This window comes from Pseudoxanthomonas sp. UC19_8, from assembly GCF_042700505.1.
Taxonomy (GTDB): Bacteria; Pseudomonadota; Gammaproteobacteria; order Xanthomonadales; family Xanthomonadaceae; genus Pseudoxanthomonas_A; species Pseudoxanthomonas_A winnipegensis.
In genome coordinates, this window is record NZ_CP170559.1 from 3,649,289 (window position 1) to 3,670,217 (window position 20,929).

The following is a 20,929-nucleotide window of genomic DNA, read 5'->3' on the forward strand; positions in this document are numbered from 1 at the left end:
GGCCTGTCCCCAGCCTCAGCGCAGGTGTGTGTCCAGCCAGTCCAGCACGCGCTGCTGGACGTCGCGGCCGGCGGCCTGCTCGGTGAACCAGTGCGGCCCGCGCGGATAGGTCACCATCTCCACCGGCGTGCCATGGAACTTGAGCGCGCGATAGAACATCTGTCCCTGGCTCAGCGGCACGCGCGCGTCGGCCTCGCCGTGCAGGATCAGCACCGGCGCGCTCACCCGGTCCACGTAGCGGATCGGCGAATGCGCGTCGTATTCGGCGCGGTGGGTCACCGGGTCGCCGAAGTAGCCCGGCGCGTAGGTCGGCACGTCGGTGGTCAAGGCCGCGGCGCCGATGTCGATCACGCCCGCGCCGACGATCGCGGTCTTGAAGCGCCTGGACTGGGTCACCGCCCAGGCCGACATGTAGCCGCCGTAGCTCCAGCCGCCGATGCCCAGGCGCTGCGGGTCGATCACGCCTTCGCGTTCGAGCATGTCCACGCCGTCGAGCAGGTCCTGGAAGTCGGCGCCGCCCCAGTCGTGGCGGACCAGCTCGGTGAAGGCGCGGCCCTGCCCTTCCGAGCCGCGCGGGTTGGGCAGGAACACGGCATAGCCGCGCGTGGAAAGCAGCTGCGCCCAGTCGTGCCAGGAGCCCATCCAGCCCGACCACCAGGCCTCGGCCGGGCCGCCATGCACCTGGACCAGCGTGGGCAGCGGCGTGCCGGCCTTCCAGCCGGGCGGGGTGAGCAGCACGCCGGTGATGCGGCGGCCGTCCTTTGAGGACGTCCACGCCAGCTCGCGCACCTGGCCATGCGCCCAGCCGGCGACCTGCGGATTGGTGTCGGTGCGCGCGGTGAGCTTGCCGCCGTCCAGGGTCCACACCTCGGCCGGCTGGGCGTCACGCAGGCCGATGAAGGCGGTGCGGCCGGTGCGCGCGGTGCTGAAGCTGGGATAGGCGATCTGCGGCGTGGCCAGCGTGCGCCATGCGCCGGTGGCGGCATCGACGCGCAGGAATTCGCCGCGCACGCCGTGCAGCCCCTGCGCGATCAGCATGCGGCTGTCCTGCCAGCGCGCCAGCCACAGCGTGCCGGGCCAGTCCTCGGCCAGCGCCACGCGCTTGCCGCTGGCCAGGTCGTGCGCGTACACGGTGGCGACCATGCCGTAGGGCGCGATGCGGCCGTACAGCAGCCGGGTCCCGTCGGGCGAGAACTGCAGCGGGAACGCCGAGGCCATCGGCTCCAGCGACGGGCTGAGCGCGCCATCGGCCAGCGACAGCAGCACCACGCGCGACCTGTACCAGTAGCCGTTCAGCGTGGTGTCGTCGGACACGCGCAGCGCCAGCGTCCGGCCGTCCGGCGCCCAGGCCACGTCCTGCACCTGCAGGCCGGGCGGGCTCAGCACGCGCGCCTCACCGCCGGCCAGGTCCTGCACCCACAGCCGCTTGAACAGGCGGGGATGATCGACCTCGACCGCATCGTCCTTGGCGGCGATGCGCGCCTGCATGGCCGGCGAGGGCGGGTCGATCGCCAGATACGCCAGCCGCGTGCCATCGGCCGACAGCGCGAAGCTAGCGACGTCGCTGGCCGCGCGGGTCAGCGCCTGCGCCTGGCGGCCCTCGGCATCGACGCGCCAGACCTGCGTGGCCGCGGGCTTGGGCGCCGCCTCGGCGCCGGGCAAGGCGCGATCGGACAGGAACAGGAGCTGGCGCCCGTCGGCCGACCACTGCGGCGCGCTGTCGTCGGCCTTGCCCGCGCCGTCCAGCGGCCGCGGCGCCGCCGTGCCGGTCGCGGCGATCAGCTGCAGCTGGCGGTGCGCGGGCTGGCCATCGCCCTGCGGCGTGGCCACGCCGTAGGCGATGCGCGCGCCGTCCGGGCTGATCTGCGGATCGCCCACCTGCGCCAGCGCGACGAAGTCGGCCGGCGTCGGCAGATGCGGGGACGCGGGCGTCTGCGCCTCCGCCGACATCGCGCCCATGCCGCAGCACACGGCGAACAGGCAGCTCAACACGATCCGCTTCATGCGGCGCTCTCCTGCGAGGAAGAAACCAGATGGCGGCGCAGCCAGGCCGCGCCCGTGGCCACCGCCGCGCGTGCCTGCTCGGACACGGCCATGGCCTCGACGAAACTATGCGGCGCGCCGAGGTAGCGGCGCAGCTCGACCTGGCCACCGGCCTCGCGCAGGCGCTGAGCCATGAGGACGCTCTGCTCGCCCAGCACGTCGCGATCGCCGTAGAGCAGCAGGGCCGGCGGCAGGCCGTGCAGGTCGGCGCGCAGCGGCTGGGCCAGGGGATCGTCGTTGCTCATCGCGTCGGGGCCGAGGTAGCTGGTCCAGAATTCTTCCATCTCGGCCACGGTCAGCAGATCCTCCGGTGTGCCCAGGCGCGCCGCGGCGGCGGAGATCCGCGTATCGAAGGCCCCGTAATTGAGCAGCAGGGCCCGCACGCCGGACAAGGCCTGCGCCTGGCGCAGCCGCAGCGCGGTGGCGACGGCCAGATTGCCGCCGGCCGAGTCGCCGCCCAGCGCCAGCTGCCCGGCGTCGATGCCGAGCGTTGCGGCCTGCGCGCGCAGCCAGGCCAGCGCGGCCACGCACTGCTGCAGCGCCAGCGGATAGCGATGCTCGGGCGAGAGCGCGTAATCGATCGCCACCACCACCACGCCGGCCTCGTGTGCGTAGGTGCGCAGCAGCCGGTCGTGCGTGTCGATGCTGAACATGCACCAGCCGCCGCCATGGAGATAGAACAGGGCCGGTGCGTTCTTCGGTGCGGTGGACGGGCGCAGCACGCGCGCGCGGAAGGCCTGGCCTTCGGCTTCCAGCCCATGGTCTTCGACGTGCTCCATCGCCGGGCCGCCCGCGCACCAGGGCGCGCGCACCTGCGCAGCGATCTCGCGTCGCTGCGGCCAGTCCAGTGCGCGACCTGCACGCAGGCGCGCGCCCTCCTTGCACACGTCCTCGACGAAGCGGCGCAGCTGCGGGTCCAGCGCATCCAGCGAGGCGCTCATGCGGCGCCTCCATGTTCGCGCCCGGCGAAGTCGCGCATCCATGCCACCAGCGTGTCCTCGCCGCCGGCGCTCAGCCCGGCCAGGATCTGGGCGAAGTCGTGGCGGGCCTCGTCCTGGCCGAGCTTGAAGGTCGAGTGCCGGGCCACGATGCGGCCGCGCAGCGCGGTCACCCCGAGCGCCAGGCGCGCATAGCGCTCGCCCATTTCCTCCAGTGCCCAGGCGCGCGCGCGCCCGGCCTCCATCTGCGTGACCAGGGCATCGAGTTCGGCCGCGATGTCCTGCGGCGCCTCGCTTAAGGTGACCTCCAGCTGGAACACCGCCGCGGCGTAGTTCCAGGTGGGCGCCTGGGTGCGATCGTCCAGCCAGCTCGGCGAGACGTAGGCCTGCGGGCCCAGCACCAGCGCGGTGGCCCGCGGATCGCGCGCCAGGCGCGCGACGTGCGGATTGCGCCTGGCCAGGTGGCCCATCAGGCCGATCAGTTCGCCGGCCTCGTCCAGCTGCGCGCGCAGCGGCAGCGGGCTGAAGCAGGCATCCTCGCCGCCGGCCGACACCAGCCAGGCCAGCGGCTGGGTGGCGAGCAGGCGCAGCAGGTCGTTGCTGTCGCGCGCGGCGAAGCGGCTGTCGCGGGCATGTCCCATCAGTGTGTGTCCTTGCCGGATTCAGAGGCGGCCACCGACACCGGCGGCCAGCGGTCGCGCCAGGGCGCGGCCGATTCGAGCTGCAGGGCCAGGCCTAGCAGCAGCGGTTCCTGGCCGCGATCGGCGGCGAACTGCACGCCGATCGGCAGGCCGTCCTCGCCGTGGGCCAGCGGCAGGCTGATGGCCGGGGTGCCGGCCAGGTTCTGCAGCGGCGTGTAGCCCATCCAGTCGAACATGCCGCCGAACACCGCGGCGAAATCGCCGTCCGGCGCGAAGCTGCCGATCAGCGGCGGCGGCGCGCGCAGGGTCGGCGTCAGCAGCACGTCGTAGCGCGCGTGGAAGGCCTTGAACGCGGCCGGCAGCGCGGCCAGCACCGCATAGGCGCGCTCCAGCTCGGCCACGCCGCAGTGGGCGCGGTTCCAGTCCGACAGGCCGATGGTGAACGGCTCCAGCGCCGCGCGCGCGCCGGCCGGGCCGAAGGCGAGCTCGGCCAGTTCCAGCGCATCGGCGCCCAGGTGCGACCACAGCGTCATCGTCGCCTCGAACACCTGCGCGCCGCACAGCGGCAGCGCGGCGATCTCGACCCGATGCCCCAGCGCCTCGCACAGCGCCGCCGCCTGCGCCAGCGCCGCGGCGACCTGCGCATCGGGCGCCATGCCCTGCAGCGTCTCGGCCGCCAGCGCGATGCGCAGCGGACGCGCCAGCGGCGCGGTGACCGGCGCCGGACGATCCGGATGCAGCGCGGCGAAGGCCCACGCGCTGTCGCGCACGCTGCGCGACATCAGGCTGTCGGCGACGATCAGGTCCTCGATCGGATGGCGCGCCCGCACGCGCACCGTCGTGCCACGGCCAGGCTTGAGGCCCACCACCCCGCAGGCCGAGGCCGGGATGCGGATCGAACCGGCGCCGTCGCTGCCGTGCGCCAGCGGCACCACGCCCGCGGCCAGCGCCGCGCCGGCGCCGCCACTGGAGCCGCCGGGCGAATAAGCCTGCGACCACGGGTTGCGCGTGACCGGGCCGAGCAGCGATTCGGTCACGCCCATCAGGCCGAACTCCGGCATCGCGCTCTTGCCCAGCGCGACCAGGCCCGCATCGGCGCAGCGTTGCGCGAACGCGTGCTGGTCGCTGGCCGGCACGCTGCTGCGGCTGCGCGAACCGCCGCGGGTCGGCATGCCGATCACGCGCAGCGAGTCCTTCGGCAGCCACGGCACGCCGCGCATCGGCGCGTCGGCATCAGGACGCGACAGCGCGGCGGCCTGCGCCAGCGCGCGCGCGAAGTCAGTGTGGCTCAGCGCGCCCAGCGCCGGCTCGAAGTGCTGCGCGCGGGCGATCGCGGCGGCGGTCAGTTCGGCCGGCGACAGCTCGCCGCGCGCCAGCAGCGCGGCCTGGTCGTGCGCATCGAGGCGTCCCAGCGACAAGGCCTGGGACAGGGACACAGAGGGCAAGGACATCAGGATTCCGTTGGCTGCGCGGCGGCATACGCCAGGCGCCGCCCGCGGCGCTGGCCATAAAAGAAGTAGACGAGCGCGCCGGCCAGGACATAGCAGGCCAGGATCAGCGCGGCCAGCGGATCGCCGCGAACGCACCTGCTGGACCATGTCGCCCAGCACCGGCGCCATCATGGTCAGGCACAGCACGATGCCCAGCACCGGCACGGTGCCGATCCAGGCCTTGCCGATCCACACCCCGCCCAGCGGCACGCGGAAGCCGCCGCGCAGCTCCGGCCGCGCCGAACGCAGCCACATCACCGCGATGCACACCACGATGAAGGCCGAGGCGATGCCCAAGCAGATCAGGTCGCCGAGCACGCCGATCGGCAGCAGCGCCGCCAGCACCGCGGCGATCACGCCGAAGGTCAGATTGCCCAGCCACGGCGTGCGCCGGGTGCGGTGCACGCGCGCGAACAGCCCCGGCAGCAGACCGTCGCGGCCGATGTTCACCGCCACGCGCGACACGCCATAGCCGTTGGCCAGCAGCACCGAGCCCAGGCCGGTGAGCGCGCCGATCTTGATCAGCACCGCGAACCACGGCCAGCCCATGCGATCCACCGCCAGCGCGACCGGATCGGGCACGCCCAGCTCGCGGAACGGCACGATCCCGGTCAGCACCGCGCCGGCGGCGACGTACAGCAGCGTGCACACCACCAGCGAGCCGAGGATGCCGAAGGGCACATCGCGGCGCGGGTTGCGCGTCTCCGAGGCCGCCATCGACACGGTCTCGAAGCCCAGATAGGCGAAGAACAGCATCGCCGCCGCGCGCAGCACGCCCGGCCAGCCGTAGGCGAAGCCGCCCTCGTTGGCCGGCAGGAACGGCTGCCAGTGCGCGCTGTCCACGTAGCGCGCCCCGACCGCGATGAAGGACACCAGCACGCCCACCTTGATGACCACCAGCACCGCATTGACCAGCGCCGACTGGCTGACCCCGGCGATCAGCACGCAGGCCGCCGCCAGCACCGCCAGCGCGGCCACCAGGTTGAGGCCGCCGCTGTTCGCCAGCACGGTATGGCCGTCCTGCTGCAGCGCGGTGATGGTGGAGGTGGCCAGCCACGCCGGCACGTGCACGCCGATATCGCCGAGCAGGCTGGTGAGATACCCCGCGAAGCCCGCCGCCACCGCCGAGGCCGACAGCACGTATTCCAGGATCACCATCCAGCCCAGCGCCCAGGCGCAGCCCTCGCCCAGGGTCACGTAGCAATAGCTGTAGGCCGAGCCGGACACCGGGATCACCGAGGACAGCTCGGCATAGCACAGCCCGGTGAAGCCGCAGGCCAGCGCGGCCAGCACGAAGGACAGCAGCACCGCCGGCCCGGCGAAGCTGGCCGCGGCCTCGCCGGTCATCACATAGATGCCGGCGCCGAGGATGTTGGCGATGCCGAGGATCAGCAGACTGCCGGCGCCGAGCTTGCGCTGCAGGCCGGCGCGTTCGGTGTCGGCCACCACCACGTCGATCGACTTGCGGTGCATGGCTTGGCGCCAGCGATCCAGCGGGCGGGAGGCATCAGCCATGTTGGGTATCCTGGGGGTCATGGGGCATGCGTGTACCGTCGCGCGCATCGAGGGCGAAGGAGACGGACATGGCGTGGAGGCTCAGGCGGCGCATCGATGCGATCCGGGCCGATGCGCCGCAACGCGGCGCCGCATCGACCCGCCGGCGGCTCAATACTTCCAGTGCACCGTCATGCCGACGGTGCGCGGCCGCACGATGCCCTGGCCGATGCCATTGACCTCGGCCACCTCGCGGGTGATGCCGCGCTTGTCGGTCAGGTTGGTGCTCCACAGGCTGACCTCGGTGCTGCCGAAGGTCATGCTGTAGCGCAGATCGAACAGGTTGTAGTTGCCCTGCACGTTGGGCGTCATGCCCGGCACGGCCGAGTTGAGATCGCTGATGCCCTTGGACAGGTACTGGTGCGACAGCGACAGGGTCGGGTCGTAGGCCGCATCGAAGTGGTAGCGCAGCGTGTTGTTGATCGACCAGTCGGCCGAGCCCGGCAGCTGCGAGCCGGCCGGCGCGGTGCCGTAGTAGAGGATGAACAGATCCTGGTCCAGACGCGCGTGCTGCCAGGTCACGCTGCCGGCCCATTCGAACTGGTCGGTCGGGCGCCACTGGGTGGACAGCTCGATGCCGCGGCTGTACGCCTTGCCGCCGTTGGCCGCGTAGTTGTAGAAGTCCGGCGTCTGCAGGCGCAGCTGGATGTCCTTCCAGTCCACGTAGAAGGCGGTGGCGTCGAGCAGGAAGCGGCCGCCGGCCCAGCTGGTGCGCGTGCCCAGCTCGTAATTGACCAGGCTGTCGGACTTGGAGCCGGAGGGAATCGGATAGGCGCTCAGCCCGCTGGTGTTGGGCGTGCCGAAGCGGAAGCCCTCCGAGACCAGGCCGTAGAACATGACCGTCTCGTTGGGCGTGTAGGACAGCGCGACCTTGGGGTTGAAGCCGTCCTCCTTGGTCTGCGACGGGGTGACGATCGGATTGCCCGGATAGGTGGAGAAGCCGACCTGGGTCGAGCGCGAATCGACCTTGGTGCGGAACAGGCGGCCGCCGAGGGTGAGCTTCCACTCCGGGGTGAAGGAGAACGACCCTTCGCCGAACAGCGCCGCCTCCGAGCCCGACAGGTGGGTGTAGTACGCATTGAAGATGCGGCCGTCCGGCGCGATCACCGCGCCGGCGCCCGGGCCGTACAGCGAGGACTGGTCGAAGGCCGCGGCCGCGCCGTCGGCGCCGATGGTCTCGTACAGGTCCTTGCTGGTGTCGAAGTACATGCCGCCGACCAGCCATTCGAAGCGGCTGCCCTTGTCCGAGGCCAGGCGCACCTCGAGGCTCTTGCCGGTACTCTCGCCGCCCGAATAGATCGACAGCGGACTGGTCAGGTCCAGATCCAGATCGGCATTGTAGGCGCCGCGGATGGGCGTGTAGTCGAAGCGCCAGTCCTGCTTCTTCTTCTGGTAGGCCAGCAGCGCGGTCAGGGTCATGCCGTCCAGGTCCTGGTCCAGGCGCAGGCTATGCACGGCGACCTTGGTGTTGGTGTATTCGGGCACCGCGGTCTTGCGGGTCAGGTCGGCCAGGCCCTTGATCTGGTAGGCGTTGTCGTCCGAGTCGGTGTTCTGCAGCAGGCTCAGCCACGACAGCGTGGTGCCCTGCGCCGGGGTCAGCACCGCGGAGAAGCGCCCGCCGGCCAGCGTGGTGGTGTTGGCGCCCTGCTTGCCGGTGCCGATGTTGTCCAGATAACCCGGGTCGTCGCGATACTGGGCCACGGCGCGGAACGCCAGCAGGTCCTGCTTGACCGGCACATTGACCATCGCCTTGGCGCCGAAGCCGAGATCGGCGTTCCTGGTCTGGCTGACGGTAGCCTCGGCCGCCGCGTCGAAGCCGCTCGTGTCGGCCACGTTGGCGATGTAGTTGATCGCGCCGCCCATCGAGGCCGAGCCGAACAGCGTGCCCTGCGGGCCGCGCAGCACCTCGACGCGGTTGAGGTCGAAGGTGTCGATGTCGGGCACCACGATGGTCCAGCCCGGCTCGGTCAGCGGCACCTCGTTGAGGAAGAAGCCGGTGGTGGCCTGGCCCTGCACATTGCCCGCGCTGGTGGCGATGCCGCGCATCACCACCTGCGACACGCCCGGCTGATAGCTGTTGAACACCACGCCGGGCGTGCGCTGGATGTAGTCGGACAGGCTCTGCGCACCCAGCGCGTCCAGTTCGGCCGCGGTGACGGCGCTGACCGAGCCGGCGATCTCGCGCACCGACTCGTTACGCTTGCCGGCGGTGACGATGACGGTGTTGAGGTCCTTGGTCTGCGGTGCGGCCGCGCTGTCGCCGTCCTGGGCGAAGGCCGGCGCGGCGCTGGAGGCGGCGATGCCGAGCAGACAGGCGGCGCGCACGGCGCGGGAGAGAGCGGTGATCGGCAACGACTTCATGGCGGACGGTCCCCTTTGGACGGTTGGCGGGTTGGCGGAACCTCCGATGTCCCCCTGATGGCCAGCGCGACCTCCCCATCGCCTGGCAGCGAATTCCTGCTCGGGATCAGTAGTAGGTGAAATCCCAAACCGCGTCCAGCAGAAACCACGGGGCTTTTCTCGCCCTCAATCGATTGATATGAAAAGGAATTTATTGCATGCACGCCGCAGGAACGGCGGGTTACCATCGGCAATAACGCAGGATCTGCAGTCCCGGCCCACCAATTGCGCACATCGTGCAGCGCGTCCGGTGGCCCAACGCCCCAAGAAGCCCGCCATGTCAGCCAAAGCGCCCGATCGCACCGACCTGAAGATCCTCGACGTCCTGCAGCAGGATGCACGGATCACCAATCAGGCCCTGGCCGACCGGGTGGCGCTGTCGCCCAGCGCCTGCCTGGCGCGGGTGCGGGCGCTGAAGCAGCGCGGCCTGATCCGCAGCTACCGCGCCCACGTGGCCGTGGACCGGATCCGCTCGGCGACCATCGTGCTGGCGCAGGTCACCTTCAAGCAGCACGCCCTGGACGAGTTCACCGAGTTCGACCGCCGCATCCTGGACATGCCCGAGGTGGTGGAGGCCAGCCGCGTCTCCGGCTCGTACGACTACCTGTTGCGCGTGATCGTGCACGACGTGCATCACTGGAAGGACATCGCGCGAAGCCTGCTGGGCGGCGACTACGGCGTGGAGAAGATCGTCTCCCACTTCCTGATGGACGAGGTCAAGCCGTTCTCCGGCTACCCGCTCACGCGCGACGCACCGCGCGGCTGACTGCGTCCCGGCGCGGCTTCGCCAACCGCGCGTCTTCGGCGCAATGAAGCCATCGCGCCACAGGGTCCGCCGACGACGGGCCGGCGATCAATCAGCGGCAGGCGCGTCTTCGTCCTGCGCATCGCCCGCGTCCATCCACATCGCGCCCCAGACGTGACCATCGGGGTCGCAGAAATCGCGGCCGTACATGGTGCCGTGGTCCTCGACCGGATTGATGTCGGTCGTGCCGCCATGACGGCCGGCCGCCTCGGCCATCGCATCCACCTCCTGGCGCGATGCGCAGGAGATGTTCAACGCCACCTCGCTCGAGGTGCTCGGCGGGATCGGCCGCGTGGTGAACGTCGCCCAGCGCGCATGGGTCAGCAGCATCACGCTGATGGCCTCGCTCCACTCCATCAGCGCCGCCGTGGGATCGGCGAACTTCGCGCTGGGCGTGAAACCGACGGCCGTGTAGAACGCCCTGGACGCCTCCAGATCGGCGACGGGCAGGCTGATGGTGATGGTCTTGGTCACACCTAGCTCCAGGGGTCCGGGAACGGATTGGCCGGGCAGCCGACCATAGCGCGTCGGCTTGGCGACGCGTCAGGTCCCGACGCAGAACGAAACGACGGATTCGTAGAGCGACGCAGGGCCGAGCGACGCACGCCGCCACCGCGCGTGAGCGCCCTCGGCGGCCAGACGCCTGCCGACGGCGAAAGCCACGGGCTGATAGGCCTCCCACGCGGGCTGCCAGCGCGTGCGACCCGTCCGCATCCGATGCTCGGTCACCAGCGCAACGACAACCTGTTCGAGCGCGGGAATCCGCGGCGCATGCACCGCGCAGGGGATCTCACGCATAAAGCCGTCGTCCTGCAGCAGTCGGGTTGCGCCAGCCGCCGGATCCCTCGCCGCGAAGTGGACGTTGCCGAGCTGCATCATGCGCAGCGCCCCCGCGCACATCGGACACGGCTCCACCGTCACGAAGAGCCGGGCCGCGCGCCGATCCAGCGTCGCCGGGACACCGGCGAAGGCCTCCATCTCGGCATGCGCCAAACGGTGGCTCGAGATCGCGTTCCCACCCCTGGAAACAATCGCGCCAGCCCCATCCGTGACCACCGCGCCAATCGGCGCAGCGTCCTGCCTGAGGTACGAGTCCACGGCAAGGGCAAACGCCTCTTGCCAGGCGATGGGCAGCGATGACCAGCTTGACTTCATGTGCGCCCCACGCTTTCAGCTAAGGCGACTCGCGCCGCAGCAGCTTCGGATTGAATGCATTGTCAGGCCGCTGCCAGTTGTGGCAAGCCGAACGTGACGAGCAGCCATGCCACCAGTGCCCACCCGCCAAAGGTAATAGCCGCCGCGACCTTGTGGTACGTGACGTGCTCAGTAAGCGCGGACCGCCTTTGCGCTGCCTGTGCCAGCCTAAGTTGCCAGGCGATCACGCCAAATGCGAGAAGAGCGATCGTTGATGCGCACAGAAGGACCGGATGAGCGCTTGGCAGGAACCCACGTATGTACCCGCCGTGGTTGGGCACTGCGGCTTCCCAGCCCGTGGGAATCGCGGCGCCCGTTGCCCGAACGGCGTCCGCTGGCTGCGACGCCACGAAGGCGACAACGAGATAGAAGCTGGCGAACAGCGGAGCCGCAAGCAGGACTTCAAGCACATAGACCAAAGGAAACGGTAGACGATTGAACATGGTGCCAAGGATTTCACTAGCGGCCTGACGCCGAGAGTAAGCCAAGCTGCGAAGCAGATTCAGCTTGATTGAATTGCCAGCGCCCACGCCGCCTGATCTAAGCGCGCTCAGGGGAATGAGTCCTTGTGGCCAAGTCTGCTTGGACCGCAGCTACGTATCGAGCCTAATCTGGGTCAGCGCCGCGGGCATGCGCCCGTGCCCACTCTCGCGATCTGGAAAAATTAGGAGCACCGGAGCAAGCGCCGCAAAAAGCGAGAGTTACCGCAATGAATCCAGCTATTGTTGAGCTACTCATAAGAAAGCCCCCTGCCCATTTCTCCATGGCTTGGACAAATTGCTGTGCGTGCTACCCCGCCCCATAGGTCTGAAGCATATGCGACTCGAAGGCTGGCGAACCAGTCACCTCCCAGAACGAGGAGTCCACGGCTCGCAGCTCAAACACGCGCTCACCTCCAGCCAAGCCGACAAAGTGGCCATCTATCGTTTGATGGATATCGCGATACATGTTTCGAAAGACCGGGTCCGACATCGACAGGCCTCCGGCGGTGCGATTCTCGATCTCAAGGGCGTTACCGCCCACGCATTGATTTGGCTTCGCGAACCGATCGATGGCGCCAAAGAAGCTTGCCATGTCGAAGAGTTCGCCGTTCTTTCCGTGCTGCCTGATGATGACCATACGCGCCTCGTATCTTTCGGCAATGCCCTGAAGGGCGTCGACCATTCGTTGCTAGGGCCACACCAGCTGCACATGCTCCTTTCCACGATCGTCCAGCACGTACGACCTGACGTGCACCTGACGATTTTCGGCAAGATACACTTCGGTACGCATCTGAGAGATAGCGCCCACATCAATCTGATGCCGCAGGAGATGCTTTGGCAATGCTTCGCGATAGTGCTTCAACGACTCCTTGATGCGGGCGGTCAACCCAGGCAGATCATCCGGAGGCGTCGGGATCCAAGTAATCGTTATCTTCTCGCCTCGCCGATCTCGGGCAAGCTGGTACATGTCTTTGAAAACGAAGTCATTGAACACATAGTTGGTGCCACTCATGAATGAGTGGGTCCAGTTATGTGCCATGGCGCCGATGAGCTTGTACTTCATGAAAGATGATCTCAGCGGGAGTGCTGACCGACGTAAGCCTTTCTAGGACTCGCTCACTAGCCTGATCTCACGCTCTGCGCCGAGGAGAGAACGCAAGTCCGCGTCGAGCTTCGAAAGAGCGACACGTGTGTCTGGCTTGCCGAAGAGCCCCTTGAAAAACGGAACTTCGGCGGCAGCGAAGCAGTGCCAAATAATATCGCCATCGCTTGAGCCGCTAGCTGCTGAGTCTTCAGCGGGGCCACAACCAACCCACAATAAGAAAGGGTCGCGAGAAAGCATGAGGCAGCGCCCCCAGTCCTCTGTGATCACCGGCTCTACGCTGTAACCACGCGACTCAAGTTGCGCTTTAAGCCAAATGGCCAGTTGACGTCCGTAACAGCCAGGATTGGTTTCCTCGTCCTCTCCTGGCTCGGCCACGAACAGGCTTGAGGTGAACCGATACCCGTTCATGTCGTCATATCGCCTCAATCTGTCGGCGGCCCCTCCCCGCCTTGAATGAAATGATCGTATGGCTCAGCGCTTTACATCAAGCCACGCAGCGAAGCGGCATCGCGCCGGATGCGCTGCCAGATCTCAAGCCGAGCACTGCAGCGCGAGGCGCAGATCCCTGACGGTCGCCCAGGTCTTTGTATCCACGGTACCAGTCGCCGTGACCTTATAGCTTCCGCAATCGCTGTTGTCGGGCAGCGGATTGAGCTCGCAGGTGCCGCTGTAAGTGAACTTGCTCGTCTTACCGCGCGACAGCGTCTCCGCGGTGCAAGGCCCGAGCACTTTGACGAACACTTCGTTGGTGGCCTTGATGTGGTGAATGAGAGCCGCGTCGTCCTGGGAGAGATCGGCACCGCTTGCTGCGCTCGAGAACGCGGCGCAAGCCAGCAGGCCTGCGATGAAGACTTGACGGGCTTTCATGAGGGCCGACACCGCGTGGACTCCGTCCGGAGCATCGCGGCGATTGTTCGTCTGGGAAGATGGAGCCGTCAAGATCATTTCCGCTCTTCAGGCATGATTCTTCTCGCCTCGTCGGCTTTAAAAAAATGCATGTCGTCGCGAATATGCCTGCGGCGTCCGCATATGGCTTATGCGACAAAGCGCAGGCATCGCGGGACAAGGACTGCCATCGCTCGTCAAGGCGCGCCGGTCGGCCCGATGGTCGGCATGCGGATCAAGCTGCGCCTGGGCGAGGACCGGCCTGCGCCGCTCCGGCGGTGACACTTTTGATCCAATCCTGGCAATGGCTCAGGCGCACGTTGCAGGTGATCTGGCCATACCGCCCTGGCGTCCTGATGCCGCTCTGCGGGTCCGACCACGAGGTCAGTCCGGCCAGTCGCCAGTCGTTCCCGGCCTGGAGCAGGACCGGACCGCCACTGTCGCCGCTTCCCGAGCCGCCCTCGAGCGGCAGCGCTGCCGATGGCGGATCGAACATGTAGCAGAGCCAGCGGCCATCGGCGCTGGTGACCTTGTTGTAGGCGCGACGAAGCGCGGTGCGATGCGGGCTGCTGAATTCGTAGCCCTTGATCCCGTTGCCCGTGGCGCCGGCGCCCAGGATCCTGATGGTCTGGCCGAACTCGTCCTCGCCTTCGTTGAGCGCGACGGGCGTGACGTCGGTAACCGGGCGCGTCAGCTTGATCAGCGCGATGTCATCGGAGGAGGAGAGCACCACGCGGAACAGGGTCCAGTCCCAGGTCGCCAGCGCCTGGTCGAGCAACGCCTGCGACGGCTTCCTGTAACCAGGATGGACCACGAGGCGTTCGACCTCCCTGGGCGTTCCGTTCAAGGTCACCTGCTTGATCTCGGTCTGCCACATGACCGCATGGGCGGCGGTCACCACCCATTGCGGCGCGATCAGGACGCCATGTCCTTCGCCAGGCAGGTCGACCAGGGCCGGGAACTCCGACGACGCGACGCGATACTTCGCATCGTCCACATCGTCTCGTATGACGATCGCGCCGGCGCCGAAGGGCACGGCGAGTAGTACGAGCAGCAGTATCCGGCGCATGGCGTGCTTCCTTATTGGTGGTCTCATCCGCTTCTTTTCCTGGTCCTGTCCCGGACGACGAAGAGCGCCGCGGCAATCAGATACGCGAGCGCCGCGGCCAGAACGAGGGCGCCGTCTCCGAGAAACCACAGCTCGCCCCGCCCGCCGTGGGCAAGCGTGATGGCCAGTGGCGTGGCGGCCCACAGGAACAGGGCGACGACCGACGCGGCGATTGCGGTCAGCGCCCAGAACAGCGCCCGGCGCAGCAAGCGCCAGCGATACGCGCGGTCCCTCATGACCAAGGCAGCGGACTCAGTGAAGCCGCACGACCGGTGCCACCAGGACCGCCCACAGCGCCAGCACCGCCAGGAAGTTCACGGTGAACACCAGCCCGCGCAGGCGCAGGTTGGGGATGAAGATCTGCACGAGGCTGTGCAGCACGCGCCCGGCGACGAACAGCCAGGCCAGGCCGACCACCAGCGGTCCGGTCGTGCCCTGCATCAGCAGCAGCACGCAGGCGACATGGAAGAACAGCGGCCACTCGAACTGGTTGGTGAGATTGGCGCTGATGCGCGGCTCCAGCCGCGCGAAGGGGTTGCCGCCGTCGCGCGCGCGGCCGATGCCCCACACGGCCGGTGCGCGCGCCACGGTCAGGGCGACGTAGAGCAGGGCGGCCAGCGCGACATGCGCGGCCATCGGCGGGATCAGCGAGGATGTCATCGGCGATGCGTCCTTGTCCTGGGGCGGTCGTGCGGCGCGGCCGGTTTGCGCTAGGACTTCGGCTGTGCCGCCGCCCAATCCTGCGCCTGCTGCATCACGCGCAGGACGTTACCACTCCAGATATCGGCGATCTGCTGTTCGCTATAGCCCTTGCGCAGCAGCCAGGCGGTGATCTTGGGCAGGTCGGCGACATCCTCCATGCCGGGCAGCCCGCCGCCGCCGTCCCAGTCCATGCCGATACCCACGTGTTCGGGGCCGATCAGCTTGAGCACATGCTCCAGATGCGCGAAGAAGTCGTCCAGCGTGGCGTGCCTGACTGGGTACTTGGCATCCAGCGCCTTCAGATCGGCGGCCAGGCGCACGCCGTCGGCCGTCTTCATGCCCGCCTCGCCGCCGTACTTGTCCTGCAGCGCCTGCTCGGCGGCCTTGCGCTCGGGCGTGGCGCCGGTGTCGATCAGATAGCCCTGGTAGGAGTTCATCTGGATCACGCCACCGTGCGCGGCCAGCACCTTCAGGCGCGCGTCGTCGATGTTGCGCGGGTGGTCGTGCACGGCGCGCGCGCCGCTGTGCGAGAGCAGGATCGGCACCGGCGAGAGCGCGATCAGCTGGTCGAACACCTCGTCCGAGGCATGCGACTGGTCGATGACGATGCCGAGCCTCTGCGCGGCCTCCACCAGCTGCCGGCCCGCCGGGCTTAGGCCATGCCACTCGGGCCCCTTGGGGTCGGTGGCCGAGTCGGCGAACTCGTTGTTGATGAAGTGCACCGTGCTCATCAGGCGCAACCCCTGTCCGTAATAGAACGACAGCAGCGTGGGGTCGGCCGCCAGCGGGCTGGCGTTCTCCATGCTGATGTAGACCACGCGCTTGCCCTGCGCCTTGATGCGCGCTGCGTCGGCCGGGGTGGTCGCTTCGGCGAACTGCTGCGGGTGCGCGGCCAGCATCTCGCGGATCTGCGACAGGCGCCTGAGGCCGGCGTCGCGATCCTCCAGGTGCGCCCTGGCGCTGCGATCGCCCTGGTCGGTGTAGATGGCCCAGAAGCCGCCATCCAGCGCGCCGGCCTGCATGCGCGGCAGGTCCACCTGCGACAGCGCGTTGCCCGGATGCGCGGCCAGGAGGTCGAAGTCCGCCCGCGGGAAGTTGGCCGGCGTGTCCAGGTGCGAATCCAGCGTCAGCAGCCTGCTCTGCAGCGCCTTCGCGCGCGCCAGCTCCTGCGGGCTGAACTCGATGGCATGTGCGGCCGACAGCGGCAGCAGGGCGAGCAGGCAGGCGGACAGCAGCGATGAGCGGGCCATGGCGAAGGTGCGTTGCGGCGGAAGTGGCCAACGCTAGCAGCGTCGCGCTGGACGAACCAGCGCGACGTGGGGATCACGGCTTGGCTTGCGCCGGCGCCGAGCCCCAGGCAGGCGCCGATTCCGGACTGGCCGCGGTGGGCAGCTGCGTCTGCATCCAGTCCAGCACGCGCTGCAGGATGTCGCGGCGCAGCGCCTGCTCCTGCGGCCAATGCGTGGTACGCGGGTACAGCGTCAGCTCGGCGGGGGTGCCGTTGAAGCGCAGCGCGCGGTAGAACGCCTCGCCCTGGAAGGTCGGCACGCGCTCGTCGGCCTGGCCGTGCAGCACCAGCACCGGCACATGGACGTCGTTGGCCGCGCGCAGCGGCGAGCGCGCGTCCAGCAGCGCGCGGCGATCGAGCGGGTTGCCGTCGAAGTAGCCGGGCAGGAAGTCCAGCACATCGGTGGTCAGGGCCATGGTGTACAGGTCGGTCACGCCGGCGCCGACGATCGCGGTGCGGAAGCGGTCGCTGTGGCCGACCGCCCACGCCGCCAGGTAGCCGCCGTAGCTCCAGCCGCCGATCGCCAGGCGCTGCGGGTCGGCGATGCCCTGCGCGACCACCAGGTCCACACCATCGAGCACGTCCTGGAAGTCGCCGCCGCCCCAGTCGCTGCGGATCGCCTCGGTGAACGCCGCCCCCTGCCCTTCCGAACCGCGCGGGTTGGGCAGCAGCACCGCGTAGCCGTGCGAGGCCAGCATCTGGGCCCAGTCGTGCCAGGAGCCCAGCCAGCCCGACCACCAGGCCCAGGCCGGGCCGCCGTGGATCTGCACCAGCGTCGGCAGCGGGCCGTCGGCCGGGGTCCAGCCCGGGGGCAGCACGACTTCGCCATGGACCGTGCGGCCGTCATGCGTGTTGTGCCAGGTCAGGGTCTGCAGGCGGCCCAGCGACCAGCCGGCCACCTGCGGATTGGTGTCGGTCAGCGCGCGGGCTCGGCGACCGCGCAGCAGCCAGACCTCGGACGGCTGATGGGTGCCCTGGCCGAGGAACGCCACGGTCCCGTCGTGGGCCACGCTGAAGGCCTGCCAGGGCGCCTGCACCTGCGCCAGCGGCTTCCAACGGCCATCGCAGGCGCCGGCCTGGAGAAACTGCGCGTCCATGCCCTGCAGGCCCTGCACCACCACGGTGTGCGCATCGCGCCAGCGTCCGCCCCACGGCGTGCCCGGCCAGCCTGGCGCGACCTCGCAGACGCGGTCGTCGGCCAGCGTGCGCACCACCAGCCGATAGGCCATCTTCGAGGCCGATTGCTCGCGGTAGAGCAGGCGCGTGCCGTCGGGCGACCACTGCGCCGCCTCGCCGCCGACGGTGCCGGGCAGGGTCTTGAGCAGGCGGCCATCGCCGGCATCGACGATCACCAACCGCGCGCGGTTCCAGTGCTCGTTCAAGCCCAGCCGGTCGGCCACCCGCAGCGCCAGGCGCCGGCCGTCGGGCGCCCACGACAGTGCCGAGACCTCCTGCTGCGGGGCGCTGACCGCCACCGGCGCGCCGTCGGGCAGGCGCTTGACCCAGGCCTGGTTGAATTCGCGCGGGTGGTCCACCTCGATCGCGTCGTCGCCGGCCTTGGTGCGCGCCTTCTGCTGCGCCGACGGCGCCTGGCGCGCCAGCCAGGCGATGGACTGGCCGTCGGGCGACCAGGCGAAGTCGGAAAGCCCGCCAGGCGCATCGCTGAGCGGCTGCGCCGCCGCACCCGGCGCATCGACGACCCAGAGCTGCTGCTTCGGCGCGTCGTCCTCGCCTTCGGCCTTGTCGGCGGACGGCGCCGCCACCGGTGCCGACGCCGCGCCCGGCGGCTTGCGATCGGACAGGAAGGCCAGCCGGCGCCCGTCCGGCGACCAGCGCGGGTGGTTCTCGCTGGCCGCCTCCGGCGCGTCCACCTGCCACGACGGCGCGCCGTCGACCCCGACCACCCGCACGCGGTCCTTGGGCGGCTTGCGCGCAGGCCCCGGGGTGGCCACCACATAGGCCACCGCCTTGCCGTCCGGGGCGATCTGCGGGTCGTCGACCTCCTTCAGCGCCACCACGTCGGCCGGCATGATCGGCCGCCCGGACTGGGCGGCGGCCACCGGCACCGCCGCCAGCAGCGCCAGGCAGGCCGTGGCCCGCCACGCCATCGCGGTGGACATGCTCAGAAATCCAGCTTGAGGTTGAGCGCGACGGTGCGCGGCGCGCCGATCGCGAACTCGTTGAAACCGCCCTGCCAGTAGTTGCGGTCGAACACGTTGTCCACGCCCAGGCGGATCGTCGTCGGGTGGCCGCCCCAGCGCGTGGCGTAGCTGCCGCCCAGGTCGGTCACCGCATAGCCCTTGGCGTAGACCGTGGCCTGCGAGGCGACGTTGTTGTAGACGGCGGTCTGTCCGTACCACTTCATGCTGGCGTAGGCGGCCAGGCCCGGCACTACGTCGAAGGCATAGCTGGCATCCGCGGTAGCGCTGAAGCGCGGCGTGCCGGCGAGCTGGCGGCCGACCAGCCACGGCGTGCCGGTCTTGTCGTAGGTCGCATCCATCCAGATCGCCGAGGTGCCGACCTCGAACTGCGGGGTGAAGTGGTAGCGCGCTTCCAGCTCCAGGCCGTCGTAGCGCAGGTTGCCGTCCTGCACGTAGACGTTGGCGGCGTTGGCGTACTCGGCGCCGCGGTTGATCCGGAACAGCGCCGCGCCCGTGGTCAACGCGCCGGTCTCGATCTTGTAGCCCAGCTCGTACTGGTCGCTCTGGATCGGCCCCAGCTGCTGGCCCGCGTTGGCGTACCAGCTGCCCACGGTCGTGCCCTGTTCCAGCGACTCCACGTAGCTCAGGTACAGGGTCGAGTCGGGGGTGGGCTTGAACATCAGCGCCACCGTCGGCGTCCACACCGGCTTGCGGTAGCGCACGCTCACATCGGTGGTGTCCCAGGTGTAGGCCACCTGGCGGTAGCTGTTGAAGCGCGCGCCCAGCAGCGCCGACCAGCGATCGCTGAAGTGGATCGTGTCGCTGCCGAAGGCCGCGAACTGCTCGGTCTGCGAATACAGGAACATGTTGTGCGTGGCCGCGGCGGCGGTCCAGGCCAGCCGCACCCGGTCGGCCAGACGCGCGCTGCCGATCACCGCCCACGAGCCGATGTTGCCGTCGCCCAGGTCCAGCTTCATCAGCTGCCAGGACGCACCCACGACCAGATCGTGGCGCAGGGGACCGGTATCCAGGCTGCCCTGCACCAGCCCCTGGATGAAGCGGAAATCCCAGGCGTCCTTGCCGTCGAACACCCAGTCGTCGTAGCGCCCGTCGGGGCCGTCCAGTTCGAAGTACTCCTGCTTGAGCCGGTAGTGGTCGCGCAACTCACCGGCGCTGAGCGTGGCGCTCCAGTTGGGCGCGAAGTCCCAGCGCAGGCTGGAGGTGAGCATCGAGAAGGTGTTGTAGTTCAGCGTTGCCGGCGAGGAGTAGTTGATGCGGCCGGTCACGCCCTTGGGCAGGTACTTCAGGGCGTAGGCCCAGGGATAGAAGTACGGCGTCGGCTCGTCGATGCGGCGGTCCTGGTAGAGCGCATCGACCGACAGCACCAGATCCGGGGCGATCTTGTACTGCAGCGCGACGGCGGCGGCGTCGCGGTGGATCTCGCCGCCGGAATAGAAGCTGCCGGCCTCGTGCGTGGCGTTCAGTCGGTAGCCGAAGCGGCCGTCGTCGCCGGACTGTCCGCCGTAGTCCACATGCGCGCCGAACACCGCGTCGGTGCGGTAGAACAGGTCCACGCTGGCCACATCGCCCGCCGGCTTCTTGGTGACGTAGTTGACGATGCCGCCGGGCTGGCCGAAGCCGTACATGAAGCCGCTGGCGCCCTTGAGGATCTGCACCTGGTCCATCATCTCCAGCGGCAGGTTCACGCCGAACAGCGCGGTCGGCATGCCGTTGACCTTCATGCTGTCCTCGAAGCTCAGCGGCAGGCCGCGCACGACCAGGCGCGAGGACCAGCCGTTGTAGTCGCTGCCGGCGCTGCGCGAGACGCTGGCGTCGCGCGCGAACACGTCCAGCAGCGAGACCGGCTGGTACTTCTCCAGCTGCTGCGCATCGACGCTGTTGACCGAGAACGGTGTGTCCACCGCGGCCTTGTCGCCCAGCGCGCCGTTGCCTTCGCTTTCGCGCTTGCCCTTGACCTGCAGCTTGTCGAGTTCCTTGACGTCCTTGCCGTCGGTGGTGGATTGGGCGGCCGCCGGCGACGCCGACAGGGCAAGCAGCAGCGCGACAGCCAGCGGGCTGCAGACGAGGGCGGGGAGGCGCGAGGACAGGGAACGACGGGCGGCGGACATGGAGGTCTCCGGGACAGGCAGGCG

Annotated in this window: 19 protein-coding genes; 1 reads left to right on the forward strand and 18 read right to left on the reverse strand. The window is 69.1% G+C overall.

The features are described 5' to 3' along the window. Positions 1-15 precede the first annotated feature (15 nt). From ACFJIT_RS16100 to ACFJIT_RS16120, 5 genes are all read right to left on the reverse strand, one after another. Positions 16-2,004, reverse strand: a complete 1,989-nt coding sequence (locus tag ACFJIT_RS16100; RefSeq protein WP_379654247.1) for a S9 family peptidase — start codon at positions 2,002-2,004, stop codon at positions 16-18. After that, a complete protein-coding gene (locus ACFJIT_RS16105) occupies positions 2,001-2,984 on the reverse strand; it encodes an alpha/beta hydrolase (RefSeq protein WP_379654248.1) in 984 nt (327 codons plus the stop codon). Before ACFJIT_RS16105 ends, ACFJIT_RS16100 begins: the two co-directional genes overlap by 4 nt. Further along, positions 2,981-3,622: an FMN-binding negative transcriptional regulator gene (locus ACFJIT_RS16110; RefSeq protein WP_379654249.1), complete on the reverse strand. Its 642-nt coding sequence runs from the start codon at positions 3,620-3,622 to the stop codon at positions 2,981-2,983. Before ACFJIT_RS16110 ends, ACFJIT_RS16105 begins: the two co-directional genes overlap by 4 nt. Then, entirely contained in the window at positions 3,622-6,627 is a 3,006-nt protein-coding gene (locus tag ACFJIT_RS16115; RefSeq protein ID WP_379654250.1) for an amino acid permease, read from the reverse strand. The genes ACFJIT_RS16110 and ACFJIT_RS16115 overlap by 1 nt, the downstream gene beginning before the upstream one ends. A 150-nt stretch (positions 6,628-6,777) precedes the next feature. Further along, entirely contained in the window at positions 6,778-9,027 is a 2,250-nt protein-coding gene (locus ACFJIT_RS16120; RefSeq protein WP_379654251.1) for a TonB-dependent receptor, read from the reverse strand. Between the two features lie 316 nt (positions 9,028-9,343). On the opposite strand from ACFJIT_RS16120, the gene ACFJIT_RS16125 reads away from it, so the two are divergent. Continuing rightward, entirely contained in the window at positions 9,344-9,832 is a 489-nt protein-coding gene (locus ACFJIT_RS16125; protein ID WP_379654252.1) for an Lrp/AsnC family transcriptional regulator, read from the forward strand. A gap of 87 nt (positions 9,833-9,919) precedes the next feature. Here ACFJIT_RS16125 and ACFJIT_RS16130 read toward each other — a convergent pair whose 3' ends face one another. The 13 genes from ACFJIT_RS16130 to ACFJIT_RS16190 all read right to left on the reverse strand — a co-directional run bounded on the left by ACFJIT_RS16130 (position 9,920) and on the right by ACFJIT_RS16190 (position 20,905). Beyond that, on the reverse strand, positions 9,920-10,345 hold the full coding sequence (locus ACFJIT_RS16130) for a VOC family protein (RefSeq protein ID WP_379654253.1): 426 nt from the start codon (positions 10,343-10,345) through the stop codon (positions 9,920-9,922). 69 nt (positions 10,346-10,414) lie between these two features. Then, on the reverse strand, positions 10,415-11,026 hold the full coding sequence (locus tag ACFJIT_RS16135) for a deaminase (RefSeq protein WP_379654254.1): 612 nt from the start codon (positions 11,024-11,026) through the stop codon (positions 10,415-10,417). A gap of 62 nt (positions 11,027-11,088) precedes the next feature. After that, positions 11,089-11,595 carry a hypothetical protein gene (locus ACFJIT_RS16140; protein WP_379654255.1) on the reverse strand — a complete coding sequence of 169 codons (507 nt, stop codon included), beginning with the start codon at positions 11,593-11,595 and terminating at the stop codon, positions 11,089-11,091. A gap of 259 nt (positions 11,596-11,854) precedes the next feature. Beyond that, complete coding sequence (locus ACFJIT_RS16145; RefSeq protein WP_379654256.1) at positions 11,855-12,229, reverse strand: hypothetical protein; 375 nt, start codon at positions 12,227-12,229, stop codon at positions 11,855-11,857. A gap of 6 nt (positions 12,230-12,235) precedes the next feature. Next, positions 12,236-12,610, reverse strand: a complete 375-nt coding sequence (locus ACFJIT_RS16150) for a hypothetical protein (protein ID WP_131660500.1) — start codon at positions 12,608-12,610, stop codon at positions 12,236-12,238. 42 nt (positions 12,611-12,652) lie between these two features. After that, on the reverse strand, positions 12,653-13,060 hold the full coding sequence (locus tag ACFJIT_RS16155) for a hypothetical protein (RefSeq protein ID WP_379654257.1): 408 nt from the start codon (positions 13,058-13,060) through the stop codon (positions 12,653-12,655). 123 nt (positions 13,061-13,183) lie between these two features. Further along, entirely contained in the window at positions 13,184-13,531 is a 348-nt protein-coding gene (locus ACFJIT_RS16160) for a hypothetical protein (protein ID WP_379654258.1), read from the reverse strand. Between the two features lie 241 nt (positions 13,532-13,772). Further along, positions 13,773-14,606 carry a trypsin-like serine protease gene (locus tag ACFJIT_RS16165; RefSeq protein ID WP_379654259.1) on the reverse strand — a complete coding sequence of 278 codons (834 nt, stop codon included), beginning with the start codon at positions 14,604-14,606 and terminating at the stop codon, positions 13,773-13,775. Positions 14,607-14,629: 23 nt separating this feature from the next. Further along, complete coding sequence (locus ACFJIT_RS16170; protein ID WP_379654260.1) at positions 14,630-14,881, reverse strand: hypothetical protein; 252 nt, start codon at positions 14,879-14,881, stop codon at positions 14,630-14,632. A gap of 16 nt (positions 14,882-14,897) precedes the next feature. Next, positions 14,898-15,305 (reverse strand): MAPEG family protein, encoded by a 408-nt coding sequence (locus tag ACFJIT_RS16175; protein ID WP_379654261.1) that lies wholly within the window; start codon positions 15,303-15,305, stop codon positions 14,898-14,900. A 50-nt stretch (positions 15,306-15,355) separates the two neighbouring features. Next, positions 15,356-16,597 carry a dipeptidase gene (locus ACFJIT_RS16180; protein ID WP_379654262.1) on the reverse strand — a complete coding sequence of 414 codons (1,242 nt, stop codon included), beginning with the start codon at positions 16,595-16,597 and terminating at the stop codon, positions 15,356-15,358. A gap of 73 nt (positions 16,598-16,670) precedes the next feature. Further along, positions 16,671-18,755, reverse strand: coding sequence for a S9 family peptidase (locus ACFJIT_RS16185; RefSeq protein WP_379654263.1), 2,085 nt, complete (start codon positions 18,753-18,755; stop codon positions 16,671-16,673). Positions 18,756-18,757: 2 nt separating this feature from the next. Next, positions 18,758-20,905 carry a TonB-dependent siderophore receptor gene (locus tag ACFJIT_RS16190; RefSeq protein ID WP_379654264.1) on the reverse strand — a complete coding sequence of 716 codons (2,148 nt, stop codon included), beginning with the start codon at positions 20,903-20,905 and terminating at the stop codon, positions 18,758-18,760. Positions 20,906-20,929 lie beyond the last annotated feature (24 nt).

Excerpts from the sequence above, each read along its gene's own strand:
- ACFJIT_RS16100 (WP_379654247.1), bottom strand. The coding sequence starts at position 2,004 with ATGAAGCGGATCGTGTTGAGCTGCCTGTTCGCCGTGTGCTGCGGCATG.
- ACFJIT_RS16105 (WP_379654248.1), bottom strand. The coding sequence starts at position 2,984 with ATGAGCGCCTCGCTGGATGCGCTGGACCCGCAGCTGCGCCGCTTCGTC.
- ACFJIT_RS16110 (WP_379654249.1), bottom strand. The coding sequence starts at position 3,622 with ATGGGACATGCCCGCGACAGCCGCTTCGCCGCGCGCGACAGCAACGAC.
- ACFJIT_RS16115 (WP_379654250.1), bottom strand. The coding sequence starts at position 6,627 with ATGGCTGATGCCTCCCGCCCGCTGGATCGCTGGCGCCAAGCCATGCAC.
- ACFJIT_RS16120 (WP_379654251.1), bottom strand. The coding sequence starts at position 9,027 with ATGAAGTCGTTGCCGATCACCGCTCTCTCCCGCGCCGTGCGCGCCGCC.
- ACFJIT_RS16125 (WP_379654252.1), top strand. The coding sequence starts at position 9,344 with ATGTCAGCCAAAGCGCCCGATCGCACCGACCTGAAGATCCTCGACGTC.
- ACFJIT_RS16135 (WP_379654254.1), bottom strand. The coding sequence starts at position 11,026 with ATGAAGTCAAGCTGGTCATCGCTGCCCATCGCCTGGCAAGAGGCGTTT.
- ACFJIT_RS16145 (WP_379654256.1), bottom strand. The coding sequence starts at position 12,229 with ATGGTCGACGCCCTTCAGGGCATTGCCGAAAGATACGAGGCGCGTATG.
- ACFJIT_RS16150 (WP_131660500.1), bottom strand. The coding sequence starts at position 12,610 with ATGAAGTACAAGCTCATCGGCGCCATGGCACATAACTGGACCCACTCA.
- ACFJIT_RS16155 (WP_379654257.1), bottom strand. The coding sequence starts at position 13,060 with ATGAACGGGTATCGGTTCACCTCAAGCCTGTTCGTGGCCGAGCCAGGA.
- ACFJIT_RS16165 (WP_379654259.1), bottom strand. The coding sequence starts at position 14,606 with ATGCGCCGGATACTGCTGCTCGTACTACTCGCCGTGCCCTTCGGCGCC.
- ACFJIT_RS16170 (WP_379654260.1), bottom strand. The coding sequence starts at position 14,881 with ATGAGGGACCGCGCGTATCGCTGGCGCTTGCTGCGCCGGGCGCTGTTC.
- ACFJIT_RS16175 (WP_379654261.1), bottom strand. The coding sequence starts at position 15,305 with ATGACATCCTCGCTGATCCCGCCGATGGCCGCGCATGTCGCGCTGGCC.
- ACFJIT_RS16180 (WP_379654262.1), bottom strand. The coding sequence starts at position 16,597 with ATGGCCCGCTCATCGCTGCTGTCCGCCTGCCTGCTCGCCCTGCTGCCG.
- ACFJIT_RS16185 (WP_379654263.1), bottom strand. The coding sequence starts at position 18,755 with ATGTCCACCGCGATGGCGTGGCGGGCCACGGCCTGCCTGGCGCTGCTG.
- ACFJIT_RS16190 (WP_379654264.1), bottom strand. The coding sequence starts at position 20,905 with ATGTCCGCCGCCCGTCGTTCCCTGTCCTCGCGCCTCCCCGCCCTCGTC.